Raw genomic sequence first — 25,142 nt, forward strand, 5'->3', positions numbered from 1 at the left:
ATGACCCCCTTCTACAGACACAAAACCGTAACGTCAATCATAAAAATTAAAAAAATCATGAAAATTTCAAATTCTTATTTTTTCTATATTTTTCAATGAGTTGCCTTCGTTTCATCAGATGAGGCCGCCGCCTTAGTGTCTTTGGCCACATATTCGCCACGCTGATAAAGCAGGCCGCCCGTTCAAAGCGCATAATGAGTGATGAGAAGCTTCTCAAAGCACACCGGACAACCTCTCCTCTGGCTTTAAAGGGGGTGAACAGGCACCAAAGCGGGCTAAACTCAAAACTTCACGTTGTGTGCGGTGATCAGGAGCTGCGGAGAGTTTTTATCGGTTAAAGGATCAGATCAGTAACGTCAGAAGAGCGGATGTTCTGCAGGCAGCTCTTGCCGACAAGACAAAAGAGCTATCGGAGGCAGAGGCTATGACAGCAATAAAACTACAAAGCCTTTCGTAACCCAGACTATCACCATCTTCTATGCCTCAAAAAGAGTTCTGAGCCAGGTTATTGCCCCTCCCCGCCTCTTTAATGAGAAAGTGTTTTACGAAAAGCTAATTTTGAGTTGCATCATAAGAAAGCAGATGTCAGGCTCCTCCCACATTAATATAAGGCATAAAAAAATACTTCTTTAATAATATGATGAGTGACCTCAAAATTCCGCACCAGAACTGGTTATCTGACTTTCACAAGCGTGCGTATGTTTTTCTTAACCGATGAAAAATTCTTCAGATTTGAGAAGAAAATCTATATATTACAATGCATTAACTGATATTCTCCCTTATGAAGTTTCATAAAAAATTCTTATTGGGCCAGCATTTTACGAACATGATACTTTCGTAAAATCACAAAAAGACTATATAGGCCTCACGTTCGATCTTACAGGAAGCGGACTACGCCCCTTATGTCAGGGGTGATTTACCAGTTAATTTTCTTCGAATGGCCAACTGATGACCCTGATGAACTCTGCACCTTCACTCCACAATGATGAATCGTTGCAGCCGGTTCCTTCCAGTTCTGGCCAGCCACGTCGGTATGGAGATTTTCCTACCTTCCCAGCCGCACTTGACTATGCAGCTCAGGGGGACGCAGGCCTCAGTATATACTCAGGCAAAGGCTTACTGCTGGAAGCCCTGCCCTATAAGAAATTGCGCAACCAGGCTGTTCAGACTGCTCAGCGCCTTTTAGGAACAGGCCTGAAACCTGGCGACAAAGTCGCTATTATCGCTGACAGCGATGGTGACTTTGCCCGTATTTTCTTTGGATGTCAGTATGCCGGGCTTGTTGCTGCCCCGCTTCCCCTGCCCGTTGCATTTGCAGGTAAAGAAGCATACCTGGCGACACTCCGCGGCATGATCAGCAGCGCTGAAGCCAAAGCTGTTATTATACCAGATGTCATTGCTGACTGGACCAGTGATATTATCGGCGGTCTCGATCTGGTTTTTGCCGGTTCACCGACTGAACTCTTCGACCGTCCGGCTTTTGACACAGCCTTACCTGAAATTGAAACCGAAGCTCTTTCTTATCTTCAGTTTTCCTCAGGCAGCACCCGTTTCCCTATGGGAGTTTGTGTCAGTCAGCGTTCTGGCATGGCAAATGCTATGTCTATCGCACGTGACGGCCTCCAGGTGCGCCAGACCGGTGATCGCTGTGTTTCATGGCTTCCGCTTTATCATGATATGGGCCTGGTAGGCTTCTTTCTCACGCCTATGACCTGTCAGCTTACTGTTGATCTGCTGCCAACCCGCGAGTTTGCACGCCGCCCTCATGTCTGGCTTGACCTGATCAGCCGTAACCACGGCACGTTGTCTTACAGTCCGTCATTCGGTTATGAGCTTTGCGCACGTCGTGCTCCCGCAGCCGGGCTTGACCTCTCAAGCTGGCGTGTTGCTGGAATTGGCGGCGATATGATTCGTCCGCACGTACTGGCTGAATTTGCTGAGTGCTTTGCTCCTGCCGGCTTTGACGCACACTCATTTGAAGCCAGCTACGGCATGGCAGAGACGACTCTGGCTATCAGTTTTGCTCCACTTGGCACTGGCATCGAAACTGATACCATTGACCTGGATATTCTTGAAAGCGAGGGTGTCGCCACTCCTCCGACACATACCAGCACCACAACACGAACCTTCGTGTTGTGTGGCAGAGTATTACCCGGACACGCAATGGAAGTACGCGACCAGAACGGAGAAGCTCTGCCAGACCGTAAAGTGGGCACCATCTTTGTTCACGGCCCTAGCCTGATGGATGGTTATTACCGCCACCCTGAAGAAACAAGAAACGTTCTTGATGAGCAGAAATGGCTTAATACCGGTGACCTTGGCTATATGCTTAACGGGCAGGTTGTTGTTACCGGGCGCGCCAAAGACCTGATTATCATTAACGCACGTAATATCTGGCCTCAGGATCTGGAGTGGTCGGCAGAAACTCATCTGCAGGCTCTGCGTAGCAATGATGTTGCTGTCTTCGCCGTTGAAAAAGATAATAAAGAGCACATTGTCGCCCTCATCCAGTGCCGCGCAACAGACCCGGAAAAACGTGCGGCTCTTCAGTCCGAAGCTGTCAGCCTTTTCCGCAGGCTCCACGGGCTTGATGTTGCCGTCACCCTGGTTCCTCCACGGGCTCTGCCACAGACATCATCCGGCAAACTGACCCGTGCCAAAGCACGCACGATGTTTCTCAACGGAGAATTCACACCTCAGCAATAGCCTTTTACAAACGGTGCGCAGCTGATATAACCCCGCCTTGTTTCTCTGAATGTTACCGCGCGCAGACAAGCAGGTTGCGTCCGTTCTTTCGTTTTCTAAGGATAATTCGACTATGAGCGAAACAGTTGATAGCGTTTCAGCACTTATCATTCAGAAGCTGCTCGATAACCCTAAAGTGCCACGTGACATCAACGGCGATTGTAAGATCATGGAAGATCTCGCCTTTGATTCGCTTGCCGTTATGAATTTCGTCATGGAAATCGAAGATACGCTCGACGTCTCTGTTCCCCTGGATAAGCTGGCAGACGTAAGAACTGTCGATGACCTTGCTAAGTGCATCGTTGACCTGCAAAATAAAGGCTGAGCGTAAATGTCTTCTATTTTTGCCAAATTCAGCGGCACTGCCAGCGCCCTTGGCGGCCTGATAGAAAGCGGTGGCCGTAACCCGTTTGGCGTGGTCATCGAGAAAGTTGTATCTTCAACTGTTGGCGTGATCGAAAATCGTGAAACGTTACTGTTTGGCACGAATAACTATCTCGGTCTTAGCCAGTCACAAAACGCTGTTAAAGCTGCACAGGATGCTGCTGCGAAATATGGTGTTGGCACTACGGGTTCACGCATTGCTAACGGCACGCAGTCTCTTCATCGTCAGCTCGAGGTGCAGATAGCCTCCCATTTCAACCGCCGTGATGCCATGGTTTTTTCAACCGGATATCAGGCAAATCTGGGTATTATCTCGGCTCTGGCTGGCAAAGAAGACTACCTGCTGCTGGACGCCGACAGTCATGCCAGTATCTATGATGGCAGCCGTCTGAGCACTGCTCAGGTTATTCGCTTTCGTCATAACGACCCTGATGATCTTCATAAACGTCTCAAACGCCTCGAAGGAACACCAGGAGCAAAACTGGTTGTTGTAGAAGGCATCTATTCAATGACCGGCAACATTGCCCCGGTCGCTGAATTTGCTGCTGTTAAGCGTGAAACTGATTCTTACCTTCTGGTTGATGAAGCACACTCTTTTGGCGTTATCGGTGAAAACGGCCTTGGCGTCGCGGAAGCTGCCGGCGTTGAGAAAGATGTCGATTTTATTGCCGGAACATTCTCTAAAAGCCTTGGTACCGTTGGCGGCTACTGCGTATCAGACCACCCTGAGATGGATCTTATTCGCGTAAACTGCCGCCCTTACATGTTCACGGCCTCTCTGCCTCCTGAAGTCATTGCCGCAACCATGACGGCTCTTGATGAGATGAAGGCACATCCTGAATTGCGTACCCAGCTGATGGACAATGCAAAACGTCTGCATGGCGGCCTGCATCGTATCGGTCTGAATGCCAGTAAACAGGTTAGCCCTGTCGTAGCCGTAACCCTGGAAACCCTGGGCCAGGCTATTACAATGTGGAACCGGCTGCTTGAGGAAGGCGTGTATGTAAACCTTTCTCTGCCACCTGCCACGCCTGACAACCGTCCATTACTGCGTTGCTCTGTTATGGCAACACATACTCCGGCTCAGATTGATAAAGCTCTTGAGGTTTTTGCATCTGTTGCCAGGGAATGTTCAGTGCTCTCCTGAGCACTACGAGCGGACATTCCTCTGAAATGCACCCTTCTGCCACAGGCGTATCAGCAACGGTACGCCACAAATCAGAGGGTGCTTTTCCATAAATGGTGTAAGCGGCACTTTTATACCGCTGTGGCGCTCAATTTTCCACGCAGCGTAACGTGCTCCGCCAGTAAATGTAAAAGCTGCCTTTATAAGCCTGGCGATATTAAGCGGTTTACCAAAAGCGGTTCTTAGCCGCCATTTTTGCTCAAGCTTATGCCGCTCCTGCGCTGAGAAACAGGGTGAAAGCCCCTCACCTGCCTGTGTAAACTTAACACCTGCAGCCTCCCAGCATGGCACGAGCAATTCGGCATAACGCCTGGGGTATGTCTCAACAATACCAGCACCACGGCTGGCTTTTTCAACACGTAATTCTGTCTGATACGTTTTCTGGTACAGGGCTTTCCAGAAACTCAGGGCATCCCCACCATGAAGAGGCCCCATAAAAGCAGCCCAGCGCGACGCTGTGACAACAGCACGCGCTATACATGTACAAACAGCAGATTCAGCCTCTTTATCTCTTACCCACACCAGCCTGACAGGCTGCGAAAAACGTGCCCACACTGTTGTATCCAGCGTTGAAAAACCAGTTTGGTACCGAAGCTGAGCCAGCGTAACAAAAGCAACTTTTGCCCTGAGTATATGGCCCGCTACAGGAATTTCATGATATTCAACATTGGGAGGCAGTATGGCATTACCAGACCTGGCCAGAAAAGATCGCGGCCAGTCTGCCTGACGATTGAGAACGATATAAAAATCAAGCAGCGTGTCGTCCTGGATCCCCCCTCTTAAACCTGATCCATAAAATATGACCGCAAGAGGGTTACCCTGCTTAACCAGGCTCTGAACAAACCTGCTCACTTCCTCCGGGACAGGTTCAGAAAGCTCCTGTTTGATATAATCAGGCAACCCTGAGACGTTCTGCCTCACTTTCAGTTGTCCTTTTTGCTGAACTGAAGAAAAGAAACTTCTGGTCCTGCCTCAATTTCAAAACCTCCCTCCGGAGAGGTTTGCAGAATTTCTCCATCCAGAACCAGTAACGGCTCTCCTCTGAGTGAGATTTTATCAGCCAGGCCACTGTTATATGACGGGCTCTGGCGGATCCATGAAGGGATACGATTACGCAACAGGTTAAACACTGCTGTCGTCAGACGTTCAGGGTGTGCTGCAACATCGAGATAAACTACCCCCTGCTCAGCCGAATCTGATCTTTGCCAGAATGGCCAGACACCATGAGGGAAGCGGCGAAGCGCCGTAAACAACATCAGAAAATGTCTTTTGCTTTCTGCTGGCACGCCATCCAGCGTGACATCAACAGCTGAACCATCAAGCCATTTTTTACGTGAATGAGGCGCCAGTAACTTTAATACTGTGAGTAAAAATGCGCAGATAACAGCCGCTTCATGGGAGAAGGTTTTAAGAAAACCAGGGCGATGAGCTATTTCGATACCGCGTGTAAAAGCACCCAGCCCTCCGAAAAAACCAAGGACGGAAACATGAGAGCCATCCGGCCACGAAACCACCAGAGGGCGCCTGCGCACAACTGAGCATTTATTCATCTGCCCCTGAGCGAGGAGTACAAGCTGCTTTAATGCTGCCTCACCTCTCAGGCCAAAACCCACATCCTCTGCGACCAGGTTTGTATTGCCTGATGGCAAAACAATAAGAACAGGCCATTCCTCTTTCGGCCAGCCTGATGCATGCATTACGCTCAGCACCTTACTGACCGTACCATCTCCGCCATCGACAATCAGATATTTGATTTTACGCGGAGCAATATCTGCCAGAGCTGCAACTAAAGCGGCTTCTGTCTCAGGGGCACAGAACAGCAGATCTGGTAAAGCACGCAGCACGTCAGAAGCACTCAGCCCTGTCTTTACGTTGCGTCTGCTCTGAGGATTGTGGATTAACGCGAAACTACAAGGCACATAAATTCTCATACATTCACAGAATGAACACCGATGCCTTATGCCTCGGCTGGAGACGGTGGTATAGTCTGAGTTGTCACTCTTGTCACATGCTGTTTACACAAATGCATTACGCATTACGCTGCTGCTCTCTGCACTTACGTCTTTCTGCGTCACGATTATGTCTCAATCCTGTGCATTAACGCAGGTGTATAACCTCCCTGCTTTGTCACCAGTACACAAAGCCGGAAAAAGACCAGAAGAGGTCATCTGTTTTGCTGCGCCACTATAGCTTTCAGACAGTATGTCGTATTATATAGCCCACTCCTCTAACGATCTCAGCGCCGGAGTTAAGAACGCAAGAGCCTGAGGGCCGCACCAAAGCGGCGCAACACTACAACTATTCGTTTCATGCCGTTCCTTTTTTTTCCTGATCGACGTAAGATCTCTCATGCTCTCATTGCCGTTCGTACATAAGATAAAAGCACATCTGCGGCCAACTACGATGGATCGCTATCTGATTACTCAGACACTGCCTCCTTTTTTTCTGGCTCTGTCGGTTGTTATGATCGCGCTGCTCCTTGAGCGTTTACTCGCTTTGTTCAACCTTCTTGCCGCAGGTAACAATCATCTTTTTACCTTTCTGGGACTGCTGACAACTCTCACCCCTCATTACCTCGGGCTGGCCATACCGGCTGCACTCTGCGTCAGTGTCTTCACCGTTGTACGACGCATGAGCCAGAATGAGGAGATTGATGCGATAAACAGCAGCGGCATGTCTTTGATTCGCCTGACACGCCCTCTTATGCAACTGGGCCTGCTCCTTGGGTGTATATCCTTCTTACTTTATGGCTTTATCCAGCCATATGCGCGCTACGATTTTCGTCAGTCGCTCTATATTGCCAGTCATACCGGGTGGGCACCCCGTCTTCAGTCTGGTGTTTTTGCCAGTCCCTCTCCCAATATTACCATTGTCGCAGACCATGTTGATCTTGCCGGGTCGCGACTAAAAAAAGTTTTCATCAGAGATATGTCAGGCCATAAAGAAAGAGATATTACTGCCAAAAATGGACAGATCCGCCTGACAACGAATGATGATTCTGTGGAAATTGACTTGCAGGATGGTGAAATCCTGACAATTCCGGAAACAGGAGCGCCAACCCTGACAACGTTCGATCATGCAACACGTCTGCTGGTTGAAGCGTCTCACATATCTCCGTTCCGCAAACGAGGCGACGATGAGCGGGAGCTGACATCACATGAACTTATTCGTCATATGGTCAGGCAGGATACGCAGATACCCTTCTCAAGTCTGCGCGCAGAACTTCATTTCAGGCTGGCACGCAGTATAACCATCCCCTTCATTCCGGCTCTTGCTGCTGCTCTGGCTATCGTACGCAAACGTCAGCGCAATACCAGTGGTCTGATTATTGCCTTCCTGATACTTGTGGGTTTTGACCATATTCTGCAATTTGGTCACAGTCTTGTAGACACAAAAAATGCTTCCCCTTACTTAATGACCTGGCTGCCCTCATTCCTGTTTATTATCGGCTGCTCAGCCCTTCTGGCTTCAAAGTCAGGCCTGCTGCTCACAGCAAAAGCACTCTGGTTTCGTAAACCTGAAGCTTCCGCACCACTGAAAGAACAGCCGTGAGCAAAATCGAACGTAATAATCGATTTGTGCTGCTGCGCTATCTTTCGGGAATGCTACTCTCCCGCGTTCTGATATGTGCTGCCGCACTGGTCGGCCTGCTTGAAATTCTGGCCCTGCTGGAACAGACCACTCCTATTCTGCAGAGACATCTTGGTATTTCAGGTATCCTTACCTACGCGGGTATGCGACTACCGTTTTTACTCTCCAGCACACTCCCTCTCAGCGTGCTCATCGGCAGTCTCCTGACACTGACGCAAATGACTCTCTCGAGCGAGATGGCCATTCTTCAGGCCTCCGGCCTGTCGATGATTGGTCTGTATAAAAATCTTATACCCGCGGTTCTTATCGTCGGCGTTCTTGGCATCGCGCTTGATGACCAGATAACACCCCGGTCGGAGCAGGCTCTTACCGCATGGTGGAATCGTACTAACCCGCACCCTGAGGACGGACATTTTTTCTGGTTTCGTGGAAAAGACACATTAACCCGCGTCTCTTATGTCGCTGATGGCGGTAATGCATTACAGGGAATCGATATCTACTCACGCACTCCGCAGGGTTTGTTACAATATGTGACACATGCAAAAAATGCTGATTATACCCACGTAACTGGCTGGACGCTGAGGCACATAACGCGCGTTGAAGTAAAAGCCACGACAGCTGTGACTTTACCCGAACAGCCTGAGCAAACATGGGATATCCCATTGCTGCCTAAAGATTTTATCAGACTCTCCGTTAGTAACCCACCTCTCTCATCAGGCACAATTCTTGGCATGTTACGCGGCCGTCTGCCGTCAGATGCCAGCCCCGGTTATTTGCAGGGCGGGTTGCTGGAGCGCTTTTTAAGACCGATGACTTTGCTCGTATTACTGTTAATTACGATGCCGGTTATCCATATTCCCCCACGGACGGGAATAAGAAGCTGGACACCAGTGTGGTGTCTTGCCTCCGGGTTACTGTTCGTAATTTTACAGGGCTTATTACGCGCCATGGGGAATGCTGGTCTTTTACCCCCTCCGGTCGCAACCATACCCGGACTGATTATTTTTACACTGGGAGCTATGACAGCTCTTCTGAGGAATGAAACAAAATGAGTGGAACGCTAAACAATGCGAGCCTGAGAACAGGTCGTAGCTTTGATCTGGGGAAAATGAACCTCAGGCAGCTCTGGATAGCTTATCTGACTTACCCTACCATTCTTCTGTATTTTGCACTGATCATCGCAAATGTCGCGATTTCAGCACATTTCTTTGCAGGCTGGTTACACACACTATGTGCCGTTGTTGCTGTCATGCTGGTTTACCCCGTGGTGTGGTATCTGCTTCATCGCTTTGTTCTGCACGGGCGGGTACTTTATAAAATTCGTGCAACATCAGCATTGTGGAAACGTATCCACTTTGATCACCATCAGGACCCTCATCTGCTCGATGTTCTGTTTGGCTCCCCTCTGACCACGCTGCCGACCATTGCTATCATTACCATTCCTATCGGATATATGATTGGTGGCTGGGGGTGCTCAGCCGCTGCATTTGGTGCCGGCATTACCATAACCTGCATTTATGAGTTTTTTCACTGCATTCAGCATCTGAACTATAAACCCCGGGCCGCCTGGATTCAGCGTATGAAAGCCTATCATGTGCTGCACCATTTTCATGATGAAGATGGTAATTTCGGCATCACAAGCTACGTTGTCGACCGTGTTATGGGCAGCTTCTATCTTGATGCAAAAGCACGCCCGCGCAGCCCGACTGTGTTTAATCTTGGCTATGACCTTCAGGAAGCGAAGAATTATCCCTGGGTGATGGACCTGACAGGCTCCCCTCCCCGTGACCGCCCCGATGGTGCCCGCCCCAAAACCGAAAAAAACGATAGTAACCGCCGGAATGCGGCATGAGTGCTGATACTGCTAAAATCTGCGCACTCATTCTGGCCGGCACACGGCCAGGGGTGGCTGACCCTATGGCACAGGCTGCCGGAGTGTCGCACAAAGCGATACTGCCAGTTGATGGCATCCCCATGATTTCACGCGTTATCAGCACATTACGCAATACTCCCGAGGTGGGGCGCATTGTTGTCTGTATTGATAATGCTGATGTGCTGAAAGAGGTTGTGCTCCCGGATACGGATATTATCGCTGCCCGTCCTGAAGGACCAAGTGCCAGCGTAATGGCCGGCCTCAGAGAACTGGGGGCTCCTTTACTCGTGACCACAGCGGATAATGCGTTGCTGCGCCCTGAATGGATAACGGAATTTCTCAATAAAGCCAGTCCGGCAGCTGATCTTTCAGTCGCCGTTGCCGCGAAAGAAAATGTCCTGCGGGATGTTCCGCTCACAAAGCGTACTTTTATTCACCTGTCAGACTTGTCTTTTTCAGGCTGCAACCTGTTTCTCTTACGCTCAGACCGCTCTGCGAATATCGTAAAGCTGTGGCAACACATAGAGAAAAACCGCAAACATCCCCTCCGCATTGCCTGGCTTTTAGGTGTTTTCACTCTTATACGCGCGCTGTGCAAACAGCTTAGTCGGGCGGCTTTATATGCCCGTCTGAAAAAAATGACCGGTGCACAGGCTGAGCTTGTCTGCCTTAATGATGGCAGAGCTGCCGTCGATGTCGATAAACCAGCCGACCTGATACTGACAGAGCGGCTTCTGCGCGAGAGCAGACCCTGACTTTAGCAGGGCCTGCTGGCATCAGATTTTTAAACTGATCCGGCCAGCAGCTGCTCTGCCGCTTTTGGCACATCGTGCATATCAGCTACCTGCATGTCAGCCATTTCTGCAAGTTCCGGGCCGCCATAACCCCATGCAGCAAATAAAGAGCGACAACCGGCACTGCGGGCGGCAATCAGATCTGGTGACATATCGCCTATCATCACACTCTGCTCCGGCGTGCCATCAGCCTTTTTAATTGTACCGAGCAAATGGACCGGATCAGGCTTTCTGGCTGGAAAACTATCTCCCCCTCCGACACAACTAAACAGCTCGAACAAACCAAACCGTTCCAGAATAGCCAGAGCAGCGACCTCAGGTTTATTGGTGCACACAGCCAGACGCCAGCCCTGAGCACGCATAGTTTTCAGCGTTTCTTCAGTTCCGGGGAAAAGGCGGGAATACCGTGTTGCCCGTGGAGTATAAAACTCCATAAAACGCTCACAGGCCTCTGCAGGGCTGATCGAACCGACATCAGCTCCTTTTCTGAGTGCCGATGCAAGCAGACGCTCAACAAGAGCTGCTACGCCGTTACCAATCATTACGCGCACCTCTGTGTCAGTGACCTCAGGAAAGCTGTAGGAAGAGAGGAGCTGACGAGCGCAGTCTGCCAGGTCAGGTAATGAATCGATCAGGGTGCCATCCATATCAAACACCGCAAGTTTTACAGACATGACTCCTCCAGTTCTTTTAAATACCCTATAAGGAGAATGTCATAACTATGACTTTGTCAAAACACGTTCTGAGTTTGACAGAACGCTGAGGTTAGCCTACCGGAATCCTGTCATGACATCATCTTCCTCCCCCCGTCCCGCTACCGCTGTTCTGCTCGCTGCAGGGCGTGGAACCCGCATGCAGTCCTCCCGTCCGAAAGCCATGCAAAGGCTTGCCGGCCGCCCGATGCTGGCACACCTGATCGACAGTGCTGCCCGGGTTTTTGACAAACTTATTGTCGTTGTCGGCCCTGACATGCCTGAGGTTGAACAGCTGGCGGCACCACATGCCGTTATTGTACAAAACGAACGGCTTGGCACCGCACACGCAGCACTGCAGGCAGAAGCCCTGTTTGGAGACGGTGATGTTGCCGTTCTTTATGCTGACAACCCCCTGATTTCCTCCGACACGCTTTCCCGTCTGTTAACGGAAAGCCGCAAAGCTGATACAGGTCTTGCCCTGCTGGCTATGCGTCCTGCTCAACCCGGGCGTTATGGCCGCGTTATCACATCAGCTCAGTCTCATAATGTGCAGAAAATTGTCGAGTGGGCCGATGCAACACCAGAGGAACGTGCTGTTAACCTGTGCAACGCAGGTGTGCTCTGTGCAAAGGCGCAGGATTTTCGTCGCTGGCTGAAAGATGTTAAAAATACAAATGCGAAACAGGAATATTACCTGACAGATGTTGTCGGGCTTGCCGTCAGGGAGGGTGTCTCTGTCAAAAGCGTCGAGGCAGCTGAAAGTGAGCTTCGTGGCATTAACTCCCGCGCTGAACTGGCTGAAGCTGAAGCCGCACTGCAGCAGCGTCTGAGACTGCATGCCATGGAGAAGGGTGTCACGCTTGTCGCACCTGAAACTGTTTTCCTCTGCACAGATACTGTTCTTGAATCTGATGTGCTGATTGAACCCAATGTTGTGTTTGGCCCGGGTGTGACCGTGCGCAGCGGCGCCGAGATCCGCGCATTCAGCCATCTGGAGGGATGCGAAGTACAGTCCGCCGCTATTGTTGGTCCTTATGCCCGCCTGCGCCCCGGAGCACAGATTGGCGAAGAGGCACATATCGGCAACTTTGTCGAAATCAAAAATTCTGTGATTGGCAAAGGCAGCAAAGCAAACCACCTGACTTATCTTGGTGACACCTCTGTTGGCACGCGCACCAATATCGGAGCTGGTACCATTACCTGCAACTATGATGGTGCCTCCAAACATAAAACGACTATTGGTGATGATGTGTTTGTTGGCTCTAACGCCATACTGGTAGCCCCGCTTACTGTCGGGTCTGATTCTTTAATTGCTGCCGGCAGCACAATCACAAACGATATTCCACCCGACGCCCTGGCACTGGCACGTGCAAAACAGGTCAATAAACCCGGGCTTGGAAAAAAACTGAAAACCGCTTTAAAAAATAAAAAAGGAAATGGCTGATGTGCGGAATATGCGGTGTTACTGGTCTCCGACATGCCACCCCGATTGTTTTCGAAGGTCTGAGACGGCTTGAATATCGCGGATATGATTCTGCGGGTATCGCCACCCTGGTTGACGGAAAAATAAGTCGGCGGCGCGCAGCTGGTAAACTCGACAATCTGGGCCTTCTGCTTGAAGAAAAACCTCTTGCCGGCACTACAGGCATTGGCCACACCCGCTGGGCCACGCATGGTGCGCCGACAACATCAAACGCCCACCCCCATGGCACAGACCGGGTTGCCATCGTGCATAACGGAATCATCGAGAATTTCGAAACGCTGCGCCACGAGCTTGAAGCCGAAGGTGTTGTTTTTGAAACAGAAACTGACAGCGAAACAATAGCTCGGCTCATCGACTTATATTTATCACAGGGGCACACCCCGAAAGAGTCTGTGCTTAAAAGCCTGAAACGCCTTGAAGGGGCGTATGCCATTGCTGTCATTTTTGCAGAACATGACGGCCTGATGATTGGTGCCTGCCATAGCGCACCCCTCGCAGTGGGCTATGGTGATGACGAGATGTTTCTGGGCTCTGACTCTCTTGCCCTGGCACCTCTGACCCGCCGTATCACTTACATGCAGGATGGGGATTGCGTTGTCATTACCCCCGCCGGCGCACAATTTATGACCTTTGACGGAGAGCCGGTCGAGCGTGAAGAAAAAATTGCGGCTCTGACCTCAGGCGCAATTGGCAAAGACGGTTATCAGCACTTCATGGAAAAAGAACTCCATGAACACCCGCTGGTCATTGGTCAAACCCTGCAGCGTATGATTGACCCGGCCACACGCCAGGTTGTTTTGCCTGAGCTGCCCTGCAACCTGGCTGAAGTGCCCCGTGCGGTTATGACAGCATGTGGCTCTGCCTTCTATGCGGCGATGGTTGGCCGTTTCTGGCTTGAGAGCGTTGCCCGCCTGCCCGTTGACATCGATATTGCCAGCGAGCTGCGCTACCGCGACCCTCCCCTCACAAAAGGCTCTCTGGGATTACTGATTTCTCAGTCAGGTGAGACGGCAGATACCCTGGCCGCCCTGCGCACTCTGCGTCAGAATTCAGCGCATATCCTGTCAGTGCTTAATGTTGAGCACAGCACCATGGCCCGTGAGAGCGATGCTGTTCTTGGCACCGCAGCCGGCCCGGAGATTTCTGTCGCCTCAACAAAAGCGTTTACAGCTCAGCTCACCGTACTGGCCTGCCTGACCATTGCTGTAGCCCGCAGTCGTGGCACGCTGGATGCCGCCGGAGAAGAAGAGCTGGTAACAGCCCTGCTTGACCTGCCCAGCCGTGCAGCTGACGCCCTGGCTCAGGCTGATGCCATACGCTCAATGGCCAGAATTATCGCTGATGCCAGCAATGTTTTATATCTGGGCCGGGGTAGTATGTTCCCTGTTGCTATGGAGGGTGCCTTAAAACTTAAGGAGATCTCCTACATACACGCCGAAGCCTATGCCGCCGGTGAAATGAAACACGGTCCGATCTCACTGATTGACAACACCGTGCCGATTGTTGCCAGCGCACCTTTCACGCCATTATTTGATAAAACACTGTCAAACCTGCAGGAAGCAAAAGCCCGGGGCGGACGCCTGCTTGTGTTTACTGACACAAAAGGAGCTGAACGAGTCTCAGCAATTGCGGAACAAATGGTTGTTCTGCCGCATGTGCATGATTTTACAGCGCCTGTAGTGCAGACTATTCCTGTGCAGATGCTGGCTTATGAAGTTGCCGTGCTCAGAGGGACAGACGTCGATCAGCCTCGTAACCTGGCAAAGTCTGTTACTGTGGAATAATTACAAAAGGCAGAGAAAATTTTCTTTTCTCTGCCTTCCCTGTCAGCGGAGGTCAGGGCTGATATTTAGGTGTTTTATTCAGCAACATATTAATTTGCCCCATTGTTGCAGTCGTCAGCTCAAAACGAATGGCAACCAGCCCCATATTATCAATCTGTTCAAACCAGATACTGCCTGCCTGGGGCTTTTCAAGCTCTCCGGGGTTATTACCATCGTCTTTAAAGCTTTTAATAACCTGCCAGCTAAAATCACAGCGCAGTGCGGTCTTCCCCCAGCGAAATGGCCCGGCAGATGGAATTTTTTGTTCTCCTGCTGTACGCGCGGTAAATATGCTCAGATGACGGGTACCATCAAAAATCCTGTTACTGCTATCGCAACGGTGCGTCGCCCTGACCTGATGAAGTAACTGTATAAGCATAGACATCGCGTCAAGCGCACCTTTACGCTGCTTCGCTGACGGAAGTTCTTTAGCCGGGTTCGGAGACTGCAACTCAGGTATTTTATTTTTATAAATAATGTTTTTCGTGTCAGCCTTGTCACTGGTTTCACGATGCATCTCAAAAGTTTCAGGCTCAGCAGCCATACCGACGAAGCGTCCGCGTGCCTTCATCAGCATATCTGTTTTCATAAACCAGCTTAGAAAACCTGAAGTTTTCATACGCATATCAATACTGTACTGCTCGCTGCCCAGTGCATAAGACGTATTAACATTCAGTACATGCATACCATGAACAAACACATGGTAACTCAGTGCCATTTTTTCAGACTGCGACCATGCAGACTGCGGATCAGAAAAACCGAGTGCTATGCTCAGACCGGCAACTGCCATCCATTTTTTATGGCTCCGACATCCGGTAAGCACACTCTTTTTAAAAATCATCAACACTCTCCAGGAGACGCATTAAAAAAGCGCGCCTGCGAACAGAGCGTCAGACCCAAACGCCCCTTCAGGCCGCAGAAACGGACCTGTATCCCAGACGCTTAGAAACCGCCTGTGCAAGAGCCATAGCGCGGTTACCCAGCGATGCTATGTCATAACGCCCTACTTCAGCCTGCAACAGGCTGATGCCAAGCCCCGCCACGACATGACCCGAGTAATCCCTTACAACTGCTCCGGCACACCACAACCCTTCGTAAACATTTTCACTATCGACAGCATAGCCTCGCTCCCGAATTACGGCAATTTCACGGACAAGACCGGTCACAGAACATACACTTTTTGACGTCAGCGGCTCAGGCCAGGCAGAAGCCGGGTATAACGTAAGCCACTCCCTGAATGAAGTATCATCCATTTCGGCCAGGATCGCGCTGCCTGTGGCTGTAAAAATTGCCGGCAGGCGCATCCCGACCCGAAAAGACGCACTCAGCCCGGTCTGACTGCTGCGGCAGGCTACGTACACAACTTCCATCCCCTCCAGCAGAGTCAGGGTGATGGTAAATGAATCCAGCCCGGAAAACCCGTCAAGTGCATGATAAAACTCTGCGACAAGATCACGCTTTTCGGCAGCTCCGCCAACCCACTCAAGCAAACGTGTTCCGATACGATAACCGTGATTAACGGTCTTTTCCAGCAGTCCAAGCTCAACCATGACAGCCAGAAGCCCGTGGGTTGTACTCCTTGGCAAACCAAGCTGACGGGCCACATCTGCCGCTAAAGGCGGGTGTGATGCTCCCCTCACCATATCCAGAACGCGAACAGCCCTGCGTAGAGCCGGAACAGAATCAGCCTGTTTTGTCACAACCATTTTTATTTTCCTTATTGACAAAAAAGGCCGATGCCCTCATTGTTCCAAATACGGGATGAAGTTCAATATAATGAACAAAAATAATGAACGCAATCTTTTAGAAAACTACGTGCGGAAGTCAGAAGAAGAACCCGGAAAGGGCCTCTGATTTCCGCATAGTTTTCCCATCCTGTTTCTCCTGCGCATATGTTAGAGTCTCTCTCGTATATCCTGCCTAAGCTATTAATAGAGATTTTTCTAATGACAACAGTGTACGATTTTACTTTGCCTGCTTTAGATGGCAGCACTCTGGATCTGGCAGCTTATAAAGGGCGCCCTTTACTGATCACCAACACAGCATCACAATGTGGCTTTACACCACAATATGAAGGCTTACAGGCTATCTGGTCTCAGTTTAAAAAAACTGGCCTGGTGGTTATTGGCATCCCATGCAACGACTTTGGTCAGCAGGAACCAGGCACGTCTGCCGAGATCAGCACGTTTTGTCATAAAAACTACGGGGTCAGTTTTCCTATGGCGGCACGCAGCTCTGTAAAAGGGAATACTGCCATTCCTCTTTTTACATGGCTGACGAAAGAACTCGGTTTTTTTGCACAGCCAAGATGGAATTTTTATAAATATATCTTTGACAAACAAGGGCAGCCAGCAGCCTGGTTCAGCAGCATTACGCCACCCACAGCTAACCGCACCAGAAAAGCGATTGAAAAAGTCGTCTGCAGCTACTGATCAGATAAATGCGATGACCATTGTGTCATCGCTCTGTGATAAGCCCGTCACGCAGTGTAATAACCTTGTCCATACGCGACAGAAGCTCTTCATTATGCGTGGCAATTAATGCTGCCAGCCCCTGCTCTCTGACGGCCTGTGTCAGTTCTTCAAAAACGCGATCGGCAGTGTTAACGTCAAGATTACCTGTTGGCTCATCAGCCAGCAATAAAGACGGTTTATTTGCCAGTGCACGGGCAATGGCCACTCGCTGCTGCTCGCCACCGGATAACTTACCTGGCAGATGACTGACACGATGGGACAGCCCAAACAGATTAAGAAGTTCTTTTGCCTGAAAACGGGCCTCATTTTTATGCACACCAGCAATCATCTGCGGCAGCATCACATTCTCTAACGCTGTGAACTCACCCAGCAGATGATGAAACTGATAAACAAAGCCAATACGGTCACGGCGTAACGCTGTACGCTGGCGCTCAGTAATGCCGCTGGCTTTTTGTCCGCAAATTTCTATCTCACCCTTGTCCGGTGTATCAAGCAGACCAGCCAGGTGTAACAGCGTTGATTTACCCGTACCTGACGGTGCCACCAGAGCGACCAGCTGCCCTTTTTCAAGCATAAAATCAGCGCCCTGTAACACAGGGAGAGCATTTGCCTCCCCCCTGTTATAGACTTTCGTTATGCCCGACAGACGCAGAACAATATTATTCATGACGCAAAGCCTCTACCGGGTCGGTTCGTGCCGCACGCCAGGACGGATAAAGTGTAGCGAGAAGAGAGAGCACCAGAGCCATAATCATGACCTCAGCCACCTGCCCCCATATAAGCCGGGCTGGCAGGCGGGTCAGAAAATAAACTTCAGGATTAAACAGGTTCGTACCGCTCAGAGACTGTAAAAACTGACGGATACGCTCGATATTAAGCGAAAATACAACCCCGAGCGCAGTACCCGCGAGTGTACCTGTAACCCCCACAGAGGCACCACACATCAGAAAAATACGCATAATTGCGCCACGGCTGGCACCAATGGTACGCAGCACGGCGATGTCTCGTGTTTTATCTTTTACCATCATGATCAGTGACGAAATCACGTTAAATGCCGCAACCAGAATAATCAAAGTCAGAATAAGAAACATCACATTCTGCTCGACCTGTACCGCACCAAACAATGCATTGTTAGCATTTGTCCAGTCCAGCACGCGCAGACCATTAGGGTCGCCCACAGCATTCACAATCTGATGCGTAACACTACGAATATTCTGTGCGTCTTTTACCATCACCTGAATCTGGGTGATCTGATCGGGCATTTTGAAGTAAACCTGCGCTGCATGCAGGGGCATAAACACATAACCTGAGTTATAATCGTTCACACCCGCATCAAAAATAGCAACAACATGGTAAGTTCTGATACGTGGCACGGTGCCAAAAGCCGTAGCCGCCCCTTCGGGGGAAATCAGCGTAACCGGCGAGCCAATATAAAGACCAGCTTTTGAAGCCAGTGACACACCAACGATAACAGCGTCAGGCCCCTCAAATTTATCGAGAGAACCTGCGATAAGAGAGGAACTGACATCTTTAAGGTCAGTCAGCCCCTGTTTTGTCATGCCATGCACAATGGCACCACTATTAAACTGCCCGGAACTAATCAGCACCTGCCCTTCGATCAGAGGGGTAGCGCTTGTGACATCCGGAACAGTTTTAACGCGTTTAACAACCTCTTCATACTGGCTGATTGTCCGGCCAGATCCGTAAACTGTCAGGTCACCGTTCAGCCCGAGAATCCGATCCATCAGCTCAGACTGAAAGCCGTTCATAACGGCCATAACAATAATAAGAGTCGCCACCCCGAGCGCGATGCCAATCAGCGAAAAAATAGCGATAACAGAGACAAAGCGCTCTCCGCGCCTTGCACGCAGATAACGCCCTGCGACAGCGCGCTCAAAGGGGCCAAACATTATGCGCCTGCCAGAACCAGAGACAGAGCTTCATCAACCGTCAGGTCATGACGCTCGCCCGTCGCGCGACGTTTAAGCTCAACACGTCCTTCTTTCGCGCTGCGTGGCCCGACAATAATCTGCCACGGGTGCCCCATCAGGTCAGCATTAGCAAATTTGGTACCTGCACGGTCTGACGTGTCATCATACAGAAAATCTTCTGTATTTTTGTTATAGATGCCTTCACATACCGCGTCACAGGTTTCATCACCCGCTTTCAGGTTAATGATAACAGCTTTAAACGGTGCGACAGCGTCAGGCCAGATAATGCCGTTATCGTCGTGGCTGGCTTCAATAATCGCACCAACCAGACGTGACACACCAATACCATAAGAACCCATTTCAGGATAAAGACGTTCACCATTAGCACCCACCACGCTGACATCCATTGCTTTGGTATATTTATTACCAAAATGGAAAATATGACCGACTTCAACACCACGTCCTTCACGACGGCGTTCCTCAGGCACTGCCTCCCAGGCAGTCGTATCATGCATCTCGTCAGTTGCGGCATAAGGTGTTGTGACACGTTTATAAAATGTCTCAAGCGCTGCCGGATCAGTCACATCAACCGGGGTATCAAGCCAGTCCTGCCCCTCAAGGGCTGCATCATAGAAAACACCGCTCTCACCCGTTGGTGCCAGAATAAGGAATTCGTGGCTCAGTTCACCGCCGATCGGCCCGGTATCAGCGCGCATTGGCACGGCTCTTACACCAAGACGCTGAAAAGTACGCAGGTAAGCCAGCATCATACGCTGGTAGCTGGCAACGGCTGCCTCATAATTCAGATCAAAGCTGTAAGCATCTTTCATCAGAAATTCACGACCGCGCATAACGCCAAAACGTGGCCTGACCTCATCACGGAATTTCCACTGAATATGATACAGGGTCTGAGGCAGCTCTTTATATGAATTAATGATCTGACCAAAAATATCAGTAATCATCTCTTCATTTGTCGGTCCGTAGAGAAGATCTCTCTTATGGCGGTCCTGAATGCGCAGCATTTCAGGGCCATAAGCATCATAACGCCCGGAGCGTTTCCACAGATCAGCGGACTGCAGAGTCGGCATCAGCACTTCCTGAGCGCCAACGCTATCCTGCTCTTCACGTACGATCTGACTGATATTACGTAAAATTTTCAGACCAGCCGGAAGCCAGGCATAAATGCCTGAAGCTGTCTGACGAATAAGACCCGAACGGAGCATCAGACGATGCGAGACAATCTGTGCCTCTGCCGGATTTTCTTTAAATGTCGGGAGAAAACTGCGCGAAAGACGCATAATAAGACCCAGCCCTGTTGAACAAAGCAGCCCTTTCAGGCTGCTGAAAAAATTACAATGCTCTGTGCGCTACGGCGCGACACCTGTAAAGCGATGCTTTCGCCTCCAGGTGTTATTTTTTTGATGATGCGCGGGAGAAAACGCCTGTCACACCCGTAAAACATGTACATCAACAAGCGGACGCTTTTGCAGTTTACGCCCTAAAGCGCGACGCAAAGCCGTTTTTGCTGCATCACAAAATGCCTTATCATCATTACGCAGTTCATCAGGTATCATATCAATCGCGCTGGCAAACTCTTCGCACACGCGAACGCTTTCCTGATCATCAGCGTCGAGCAGACCCGGGGCGCTGACCTTGGGCTCACCAATAACAAACCCCTCGTCATCAATCGCCACACTGGCAATGATAATACCGTTAAACAGCATTTTACGACGGGCCGCGAGAACACCACCATCCATCGGCAGAAGACGGCCACCATCAAGAGCAAGACGACCACTGGGAGCCGTATCAACAACCTCGACTTTTTCTGGCGCAAGTCGCAGCACATCCCCGTCCTCGAGCAGCACAGGTGTAATATTCTTATCCTGAGCCAGAGCAGCATGCGCTGTCAGATGCCGCCACTCACCATGCACCGGCACAGCATAACGTGGCCGCACCAGGTCATACATCATGCTGACATCATCACCTGTTGCATGACCTGAAACATGCACAAAATGCTCTTTATCAGTAATAACCCGGACACCACGGCGTGACAGATTATCCTGCACGGCCATAATCGCGCGTTCATTACCCGGAATCATACGGCTTGAATAAATAACCGTATCTCCCTCACCCAGTGACACACTGGGGTGTACGTCCATCGATATACGAGAAAGAGCTGAACGCGGCTCACCCTGACTGCCTGTGATAATCATAACGACCTGATCGTCAGGCAGGTCATTTACCTCCTGCTCTGTCAGGAAAGGCAGCACACCGGAAAGATAACCGCAGTCACGCGCAGCAACATCAAGGTTACGCAAAGAACGCCCGACCAGAACAACTGTACGACCCGCTGCCTGCGCAGCCATGGCAATGCTTTCAACGCGTGCAACGTTTGACGCAAAGCAGGTGACCGCCACACGGCCTTTCAGACTGGCAATAAGAGACGTCATGCTGCGACGGACCTCAGCCTCTGACTGAGACGGACCTGAGCTCATCACGTTAGTGCTGTCACACACCAGAGCCAGGACACCCTCATCACCCACCTCTTTCAGGCGGGCGATATCGGTTGGCGGACCAACCAGAGGTGTCGGGTCAAGCTTCCAGTCACCTGTGTGAACGATTACCCCTGAAGGTGTACGCAGCACAACAGCCTGAGCCTCAGGCACAGAATGCGTGACCGGTATAAATTCAAGATCGAAAGGCCCCACCTCAAAACGTCCCCCACAGGGAATGACGTGAATGGGTACATCCTGCAAAATACGCGCTTCACCCAGTTTGCGGCGCAAAACAGCACCTGCAAAAGGCGTCACATAAACCGGGCACTCAAGCAAAGGCCATAAATGGGCAACTGCACCAATATGATCTTCATGAGCGTGAGTAATAATCAGACCCGCAAGCTGGTCACGTCGTTCGGCAATAAACACCGGATCGGGAACCAGAATTTCTGCTTCAGGTGTATCATTACCACTAAAACCAATACCGCAATCTATCGCGAGCCAGGTTTCACCCTGACGATAAAGATTGAGGTTCATGCCAATCTCGCCTGTTCCGCCTAATGGCAGAAAGGCCAGATCGCCGTTCTGTTCTGTCATTCGTATAGTTATCCTTACGCTAAACTGTCTTTTTCAGTGATAAAACGAGGCAGGGCATTACGCTCTGCCAATATTCGCAACCCATTCAGGGTCAGCATTGAATCAACATGGTCAAAGACCTTCGTTCCTTCTGAGAAGAGCGGAGCCAGACCACCGGTCGCGAGCACTTTCATTGGCTGCCCGACTTCCCGCCTGATCCTCTCAACGATCCCCTCAATTAATCCCAGATACCCCCAGAACACGCCTGACCTCATAGCCGAAACCGTATTCCGCCCTACAACCGTCTCTCCAACCGGCCTGCCGACCCCGATGCGGGGCAGACGGGCTGCTGCCTTATGCAATGCCTCAACTGACAAATTAATGCCAGGAGCGATAACACCACCGCAATAATTACCTTCACCATCAACAACATCAAATGTTGTCGCGGTACCAAAATCAATCACAGTCAGGGGCCCGCCATAATAGTGATGTGCGGCCAGACTGTTGAGCAAACGGTCGACCCCGACCTCCTCGGGGGTATCCATCTTAACTTCTATACCCCAGTTGAGCTCTACAGATGCGAGAAGAGGCTCCACAGAAAACCACTGACGACACAACGCCCGCAGATGGTATAAAGCAGCAGGAACAACCGTACCGATAACTGCCCCGTTAATATCCTCTCTGGCAATGCCGCTCATGCTCAATAACGTCAAAAGCCAGACGGCATACTCGTCAGAAGTCCGCTGTGAACTTGTCGTAATGCGCCAGCTACCCCGCCATGCTGCGCCGTCATACACCGCAAACACAACATTGGTATTCCCTGCATCAATAACCAGTAACACGATCAGTCTCCTGTGATAGCAGAAGCACTTCGCCAGCGGCAATTTTTTTTATGCCCTGCCCGGTTTCAAGTAACAAACGCCCGTCGGGTTCAAGCCCTATAAACCGGCCCTGTTCATTCAATGATTCATTTGTGACAGTCAGCACAGTTCCTACAGGATGAGCTCTGCTTTGCCACTCGTGACATAAAACTGCAAAACCCTGCTGTGCCCAGACATCAAGCCAGCGATGGATTTGCTTTAACAAAGCCTCAGCCAGTGCTTCAGCACCGACCTCTGCATAGCCGTCAAGTGAGGCAACCTGCCGGCCAATATCACGCTGAGACGGAGGAGCATGAAGATTGGCACCAAAACCTATGACCATCGCACTCCCCTCATATTCGAGCAGAATGCCACCAAGTTTTTTCCCTGCCAGCAGAATATCATTCGGCCATTTAATAAGAAGGTCAGCGCGCGCAGCCGGTGCAACATCAGCCAGTGCATCATAAAAAGCCAGAGAGGCCAGGAAAGGCCAGCACCCAAGCTGCAGATCAGATGTGACGGAGGCAGGATCGAGCAAAACCGAAAGAGCAAGACTACGCCCTGCATCCACCCACGAGCGGCCACGGCTGCCGCGGGCTTTTGTCTGATGATGGGCCAGCAGAGCCAGACCAGGAGCGGCCCCTGCCCGGGCGCGCTCCTTACATACATCAGAAGTTGAAGTCAGCTCATCATAACATTCCAGGCGCCATGGCGGACAAACCAGCTTCATTCCACTCTCTTTTTACCCTACCAGAGCCTGTGCGGCCTGCTGTGCGATTGACATAATCGGTGACAATACCAGCAGGAAGAACAATGTGGCCAGCCCCATACTGCCAGAAACAAGTGTCAGAGCCGGTGCGTAGCGGTCAAATTTCTCAGCCGGAGCTTCAAAATACATAACTCTGACGACATTGAGGTAGTAATAAGCACCCACAATACTTGACACAACACCGATAGCAACCAGGGTATAAAGACCAACCTGCCAGGCTGCAGCAAACACCATAAACTTGCCAAAGAAGCCAGCCAGAGGTGGTACACCAACCATGCTGAACATGAAGATAGCCATCAGACCAGCCATCAGAGGGTTTCTCTTACCCAGCCCGGCGAGATCAGAAATTGAAGTCATCTCTGTTCCTCTGCGGCGCATAGTGGCGATGACACCGAATACACCGGCATTCATAACCAGATAGGCGGCAAGATAAACCAGAGTAGCTCTTACACCCTCAGCAGAATCAGCGGCCAGGCCAATAAGCGCATAGCCCATGTGACCGATAGAAGAATATGCCATAAGACGTTTGATGTTCTGCTGCGGAATAGCAGCCAGTGAGCCATAAAGCATGGAACAGACAGCAACGACTTCTATCAGCAGCTGCCAGTGCTGAGCCACCAGACCAAAAGGTCCGGTCATAATACGAAGGAACAGAGCAAAAGCTGCAAATTTAGGAGCACCTGCCATATAGGCCGTAACTGGCGTTGGTGCGCCCTGGTAAGCATCTGGTGTCCACATATGGAAAGGCACAACAGAGAGCTTAAAGCACAAACCGGCAATGATAAAAATGACACCAATGGTAAGACCGGTCGGAACAACCTCAACTGCATCAACAGTTTTCATCAGACCGGAATAGTTCATTGTGCCGGCATAACCATAAACCAGCGACATGCCGTAAAGCAGCAGACCAGAAGCCAGAGAGCCAAGTATGAAATATTTCATACCAGCTTCTGATGACAAAATATTCTCACGCTCAAGAGCGCAGAGAATATAAATAGACAGAGATGACAGCTCCAGCCCGACAAACAATGTCATCAGATTAGAGGAAGACGCCATCACCATGGCACCAAGCGTTGAGAATAAAATAAGAACCGGCGTCTCAAACGGTAAAGTCCGCTTTCTCTCCCCCGTCCGGCTCAGACCTCTGTAGCCAACAGCAACCAGAACTGAAAGAATAGCCGAAGCCAGAATGAGCAGCTTCATAGCTTTTGAGAAGCTGTCATTCACAAATGTACCAGAAAACGCCGAACCGTCAGGCGCATTGATAACCAGAAAAATGCACCCCAGAAAAGAAGCAAGAGTCAGCATCGAGCACGGGAAAAAAGCTGTCTCCTTCTTTTGCGAAACACCAGCGGCAAGAATGACAAGCCCCGAAAATGCAAGTGCTATTTCTGGTATAGACAGTGACCAGTTGATATCATTCAGGGGCATCACAGCGCACTCCGTTCAAAACAACCTGCAAG

The 25,142-nt window shown here is 50.5% G+C and carries 22 protein-coding genes; 10 read left to right on the forward strand and 12 right to left on the reverse strand.

Features of this window, described 5'->3' with window-relative positions:
* The first annotated feature begins 948 nt into the window (after positions 1 to 948).
* The 3 genes from HK25_RS08735 to spt all read left to right on the forward strand — a co-directional run bounded on the left by HK25_RS08735 (position 949) and on the right by spt (position 4,276).
* Positions 949 to 2,706, forward strand: coding sequence for a fatty acyl-AMP ligase (locus HK25_RS08735; RefSeq protein ID WP_086635962.1), 1,758 nt, complete (start codon positions 949 to 951; stop codon positions 2,704 to 2,706).
* 112 nt (positions 2,707 to 2,818) lie between these two features.
* Positions 2,819 to 3,070: an acyl carrier protein gene (locus tag HK25_RS08740; RefSeq protein WP_086555030.1), complete on the forward strand. Its 252-nt coding sequence runs from the start codon at positions 2,819 to 2,821 to the stop codon at positions 3,068 to 3,070.
* Positions 3,071 to 3,076: 6 nt separating this feature from the next.
* Entirely contained in the window at positions 3,077 to 4,276 is a 1,200-nt protein-coding gene (gene spt, locus HK25_RS08745; RefSeq protein ID WP_086555029.1) for a serine palmitoyltransferase, read from the forward strand.
* Between the two features lie 3 nt (positions 4,277 to 4,279).
* Here spt and HK25_RS08750 read toward each other — a convergent pair whose 3' ends face one another.
* Together HK25_RS08750 and HK25_RS08755 are read right to left on the reverse strand one after the other, a co-directional pair.
* Complete coding sequence (locus HK25_RS08750; protein WP_233127762.1) at positions 4,280 to 5,236, reverse strand: hypothetical protein; 957 nt, start codon at positions 5,234 to 5,236, stop codon at positions 4,280 to 4,282.
* A gap of 2 nt (positions 5,237 to 5,238) precedes the next feature.
* Positions 5,239 to 6,234, reverse strand: a complete 996-nt coding sequence (locus HK25_RS08755; protein ID WP_233127763.1) for a diacylglycerol kinase family protein — start codon at positions 6,232 to 6,234, stop codon at positions 5,239 to 5,241.
* Positions 6,235 to 6,718: 484 nt separating this feature from the next.
* Here HK25_RS08755 and HK25_RS08760 point away from each other — a divergent pair, with 484 nt between their 5' ends.
* Genes HK25_RS08760 through HK25_RS08775 form a run of 4 tightly spaced genes read left to right on the forward strand, consistent with a single transcriptional unit; the run spans position 6,719 to position 10,534 of the window.
* Positions 6,719 to 7,867 (forward strand): LptF/LptG family permease, encoded by a 1,149-nt coding sequence (locus HK25_RS08760; RefSeq protein ID WP_233127764.1) that lies wholly within the window; start codon positions 6,719 to 6,721, stop codon positions 7,865 to 7,867.
* Positions 7,868 to 7,917: 50 nt separating this feature from the next.
* On the forward strand, positions 7,918 to 8,958 hold the full coding sequence (locus tag HK25_RS08765; protein ID WP_086555058.1) for an LptF/LptG family permease: 1,041 nt from the start codon (positions 7,918 to 7,920) through the stop codon (positions 8,956 to 8,958).
* The gene (locus tag HK25_RS08770) at positions 8,955 to 9,758 is read left to right on the forward strand and encodes a sterol desaturase family protein (RefSeq protein ID WP_086635965.1); all 804 of its coding nucleotides are present in this window, start codon (positions 8,955 to 8,957) and stop codon (positions 9,756 to 9,758) included. Before HK25_RS08765 ends, HK25_RS08770 begins: the two co-directional genes overlap by 4 nt.
* Entirely contained in the window at positions 9,755 to 10,534 is a 780-nt protein-coding gene (locus HK25_RS08775) for a nucleotidyltransferase family protein (protein WP_086635966.1), read from the forward strand. The genes HK25_RS08770 and HK25_RS08775 overlap by 4 nt, the downstream gene beginning before the upstream one ends.
* A 29-nt stretch (positions 10,535 to 10,563) precedes the next feature.
* On the opposite strand, the gene HK25_RS08780 is transcribed toward HK25_RS08775, so the two are convergent.
* Positions 10,564 to 11,247 carry an HAD hydrolase-like protein gene (locus HK25_RS08780; RefSeq protein WP_086635967.1) on the reverse strand — a complete coding sequence of 228 codons (684 nt, stop codon included), beginning with the start codon at positions 11,245 to 11,247 and terminating at the stop codon, positions 10,564 to 10,566.
* A gap of 112 nt (positions 11,248 to 11,359) precedes the next feature.
* Between HK25_RS08780 and glmU the strand changes: the two genes are divergently transcribed.
* Both glmU and glmS read left to right on the forward strand, forming a co-directional pair.
* On the forward strand, positions 11,360 to 12,712 hold the full coding sequence (glmU, locus tag HK25_RS08785; protein WP_086635968.1) for a bifunctional UDP-N-acetylglucosamine diphosphorylase/glucosamine-1-phosphate N-acetyltransferase GlmU: 1,353 nt from the start codon (positions 11,360 to 11,362) through the stop codon (positions 12,710 to 12,712).
* Positions 12,712 to 14,535, forward strand: a complete 1,824-nt coding sequence (gene glmS, locus HK25_RS08790) for a glutamine--fructose-6-phosphate transaminase (isomerizing) (protein ID WP_086555021.1) — start codon at positions 12,712 to 12,714, stop codon at positions 14,533 to 14,535. The genes glmU and glmS overlap by 1 nt, the downstream gene beginning before the upstream one ends.
* Positions 14,536 to 14,587: 52 nt before the next feature.
* Here the strand turns inward: glmS and HK25_RS08795 are convergent, their stop codons facing one another.
* The gene (locus tag HK25_RS08795; protein WP_086635969.1) at positions 14,588 to 15,415 is read right to left on the reverse strand and encodes a DUF3108 domain-containing protein; all 828 of its coding nucleotides are present in this window, start codon (positions 15,413 to 15,415) and stop codon (positions 14,588 to 14,590) included.
* Between the two features lie 67 nt (positions 15,416 to 15,482).
* Positions 15,483 to 16,280 (reverse strand): IclR family transcriptional regulator, encoded by a 798-nt coding sequence (locus tag HK25_RS08800; protein ID WP_194299611.1) that lies wholly within the window; start codon positions 16,278 to 16,280, stop codon positions 15,483 to 15,485.
* Positions 16,281 to 16,520: 240 nt separating this feature from the next.
* Here HK25_RS08800 and HK25_RS08805 point away from each other — a divergent pair, with 240 nt between their 5' ends.
* Positions 16,521 to 17,006 carry a glutathione peroxidase gene (locus HK25_RS08805; protein ID WP_086635970.1) on the forward strand — a complete coding sequence of 162 codons (486 nt, stop codon included), beginning with the start codon at positions 16,521 to 16,523 and terminating at the stop codon, positions 17,004 to 17,006.
* Positions 17,007 to 17,031: 25 nt separating this feature from the next.
* On the opposite strand, the gene HK25_RS08810 is transcribed toward HK25_RS08805, so the two are convergent.
* The 7 genes from HK25_RS08810 to nuoN all read right to left on the reverse strand — a co-directional run bounded on the left by HK25_RS08810 (position 17,032) and on the right by nuoN (position 25,095).
* Positions 17,032 to 17,715 carry an ABC transporter ATP-binding protein gene (locus HK25_RS08810; protein WP_086635971.1) on the reverse strand — a complete coding sequence of 228 codons (684 nt, stop codon included), beginning with the start codon at positions 17,713 to 17,715 and terminating at the stop codon, positions 17,032 to 17,034.
* Entirely contained in the window at positions 17,708 to 18,958 is a 1,251-nt protein-coding gene (locus HK25_RS08815; RefSeq protein ID WP_086555017.1) for a lipoprotein-releasing ABC transporter permease subunit, read from the reverse strand. The genes HK25_RS08810 and HK25_RS08815 overlap by 8 nt, the downstream gene beginning before the upstream one ends.
* The gene (proS, locus tag HK25_RS08820; RefSeq protein WP_086635972.1) at positions 18,958 to 20,277 is read right to left on the reverse strand and encodes a proline--tRNA ligase; all 1,320 of its coding nucleotides are present in this window, start codon (positions 20,275 to 20,277) and stop codon (positions 18,958 to 18,960) included. The genes HK25_RS08815 and proS overlap by 1 nt, the downstream gene beginning before the upstream one ends.
* Positions 20,278 to 20,424: 147 nt before the next feature.
* The gene (locus tag HK25_RS08825) at positions 20,425 to 22,071 is read right to left on the reverse strand and encodes a ribonuclease J (RefSeq protein ID WP_086635973.1); all 1,647 of its coding nucleotides are present in this window, start codon (positions 22,069 to 22,071) and stop codon (positions 20,425 to 20,427) included.
* A gap of 14 nt (positions 22,072 to 22,085) precedes the next feature.
* Positions 22,086 to 22,892 carry a type III pantothenate kinase gene (locus HK25_RS08830; RefSeq protein ID WP_086555014.1) on the reverse strand — a complete coding sequence of 269 codons (807 nt, stop codon included), beginning with the start codon at positions 22,890 to 22,892 and terminating at the stop codon, positions 22,086 to 22,088.
* Entirely contained in the window at positions 22,876 to 23,640 is a 765-nt protein-coding gene (locus HK25_RS08835; protein ID WP_086635974.1) for a biotin--[acetyl-CoA-carboxylase] ligase, read from the reverse strand. Before HK25_RS08835 ends, HK25_RS08830 begins: the two co-directional genes overlap by 17 nt.
* A gap of 12 nt (positions 23,641 to 23,652) precedes the next feature.
* A complete protein-coding gene (nuoN, locus tag HK25_RS08840) occupies positions 23,653 to 25,095 on the reverse strand; it encodes an NADH-quinone oxidoreductase subunit NuoN (protein ID WP_086555056.1) in 1,443 nt (480 codons plus the stop codon).
* Between the last annotated feature and the right edge of the window lie 47 nt (positions 25,096 to 25,142).

This window comes from Acetobacter sp. DsW_059, from assembly GCF_002153695.1.
GTDB classification, from domain to species: Bacteria; Pseudomonadota; Alphaproteobacteria; order Acetobacterales; family Acetobacteraceae; genus Acetobacter; species Acetobacter thailandicus.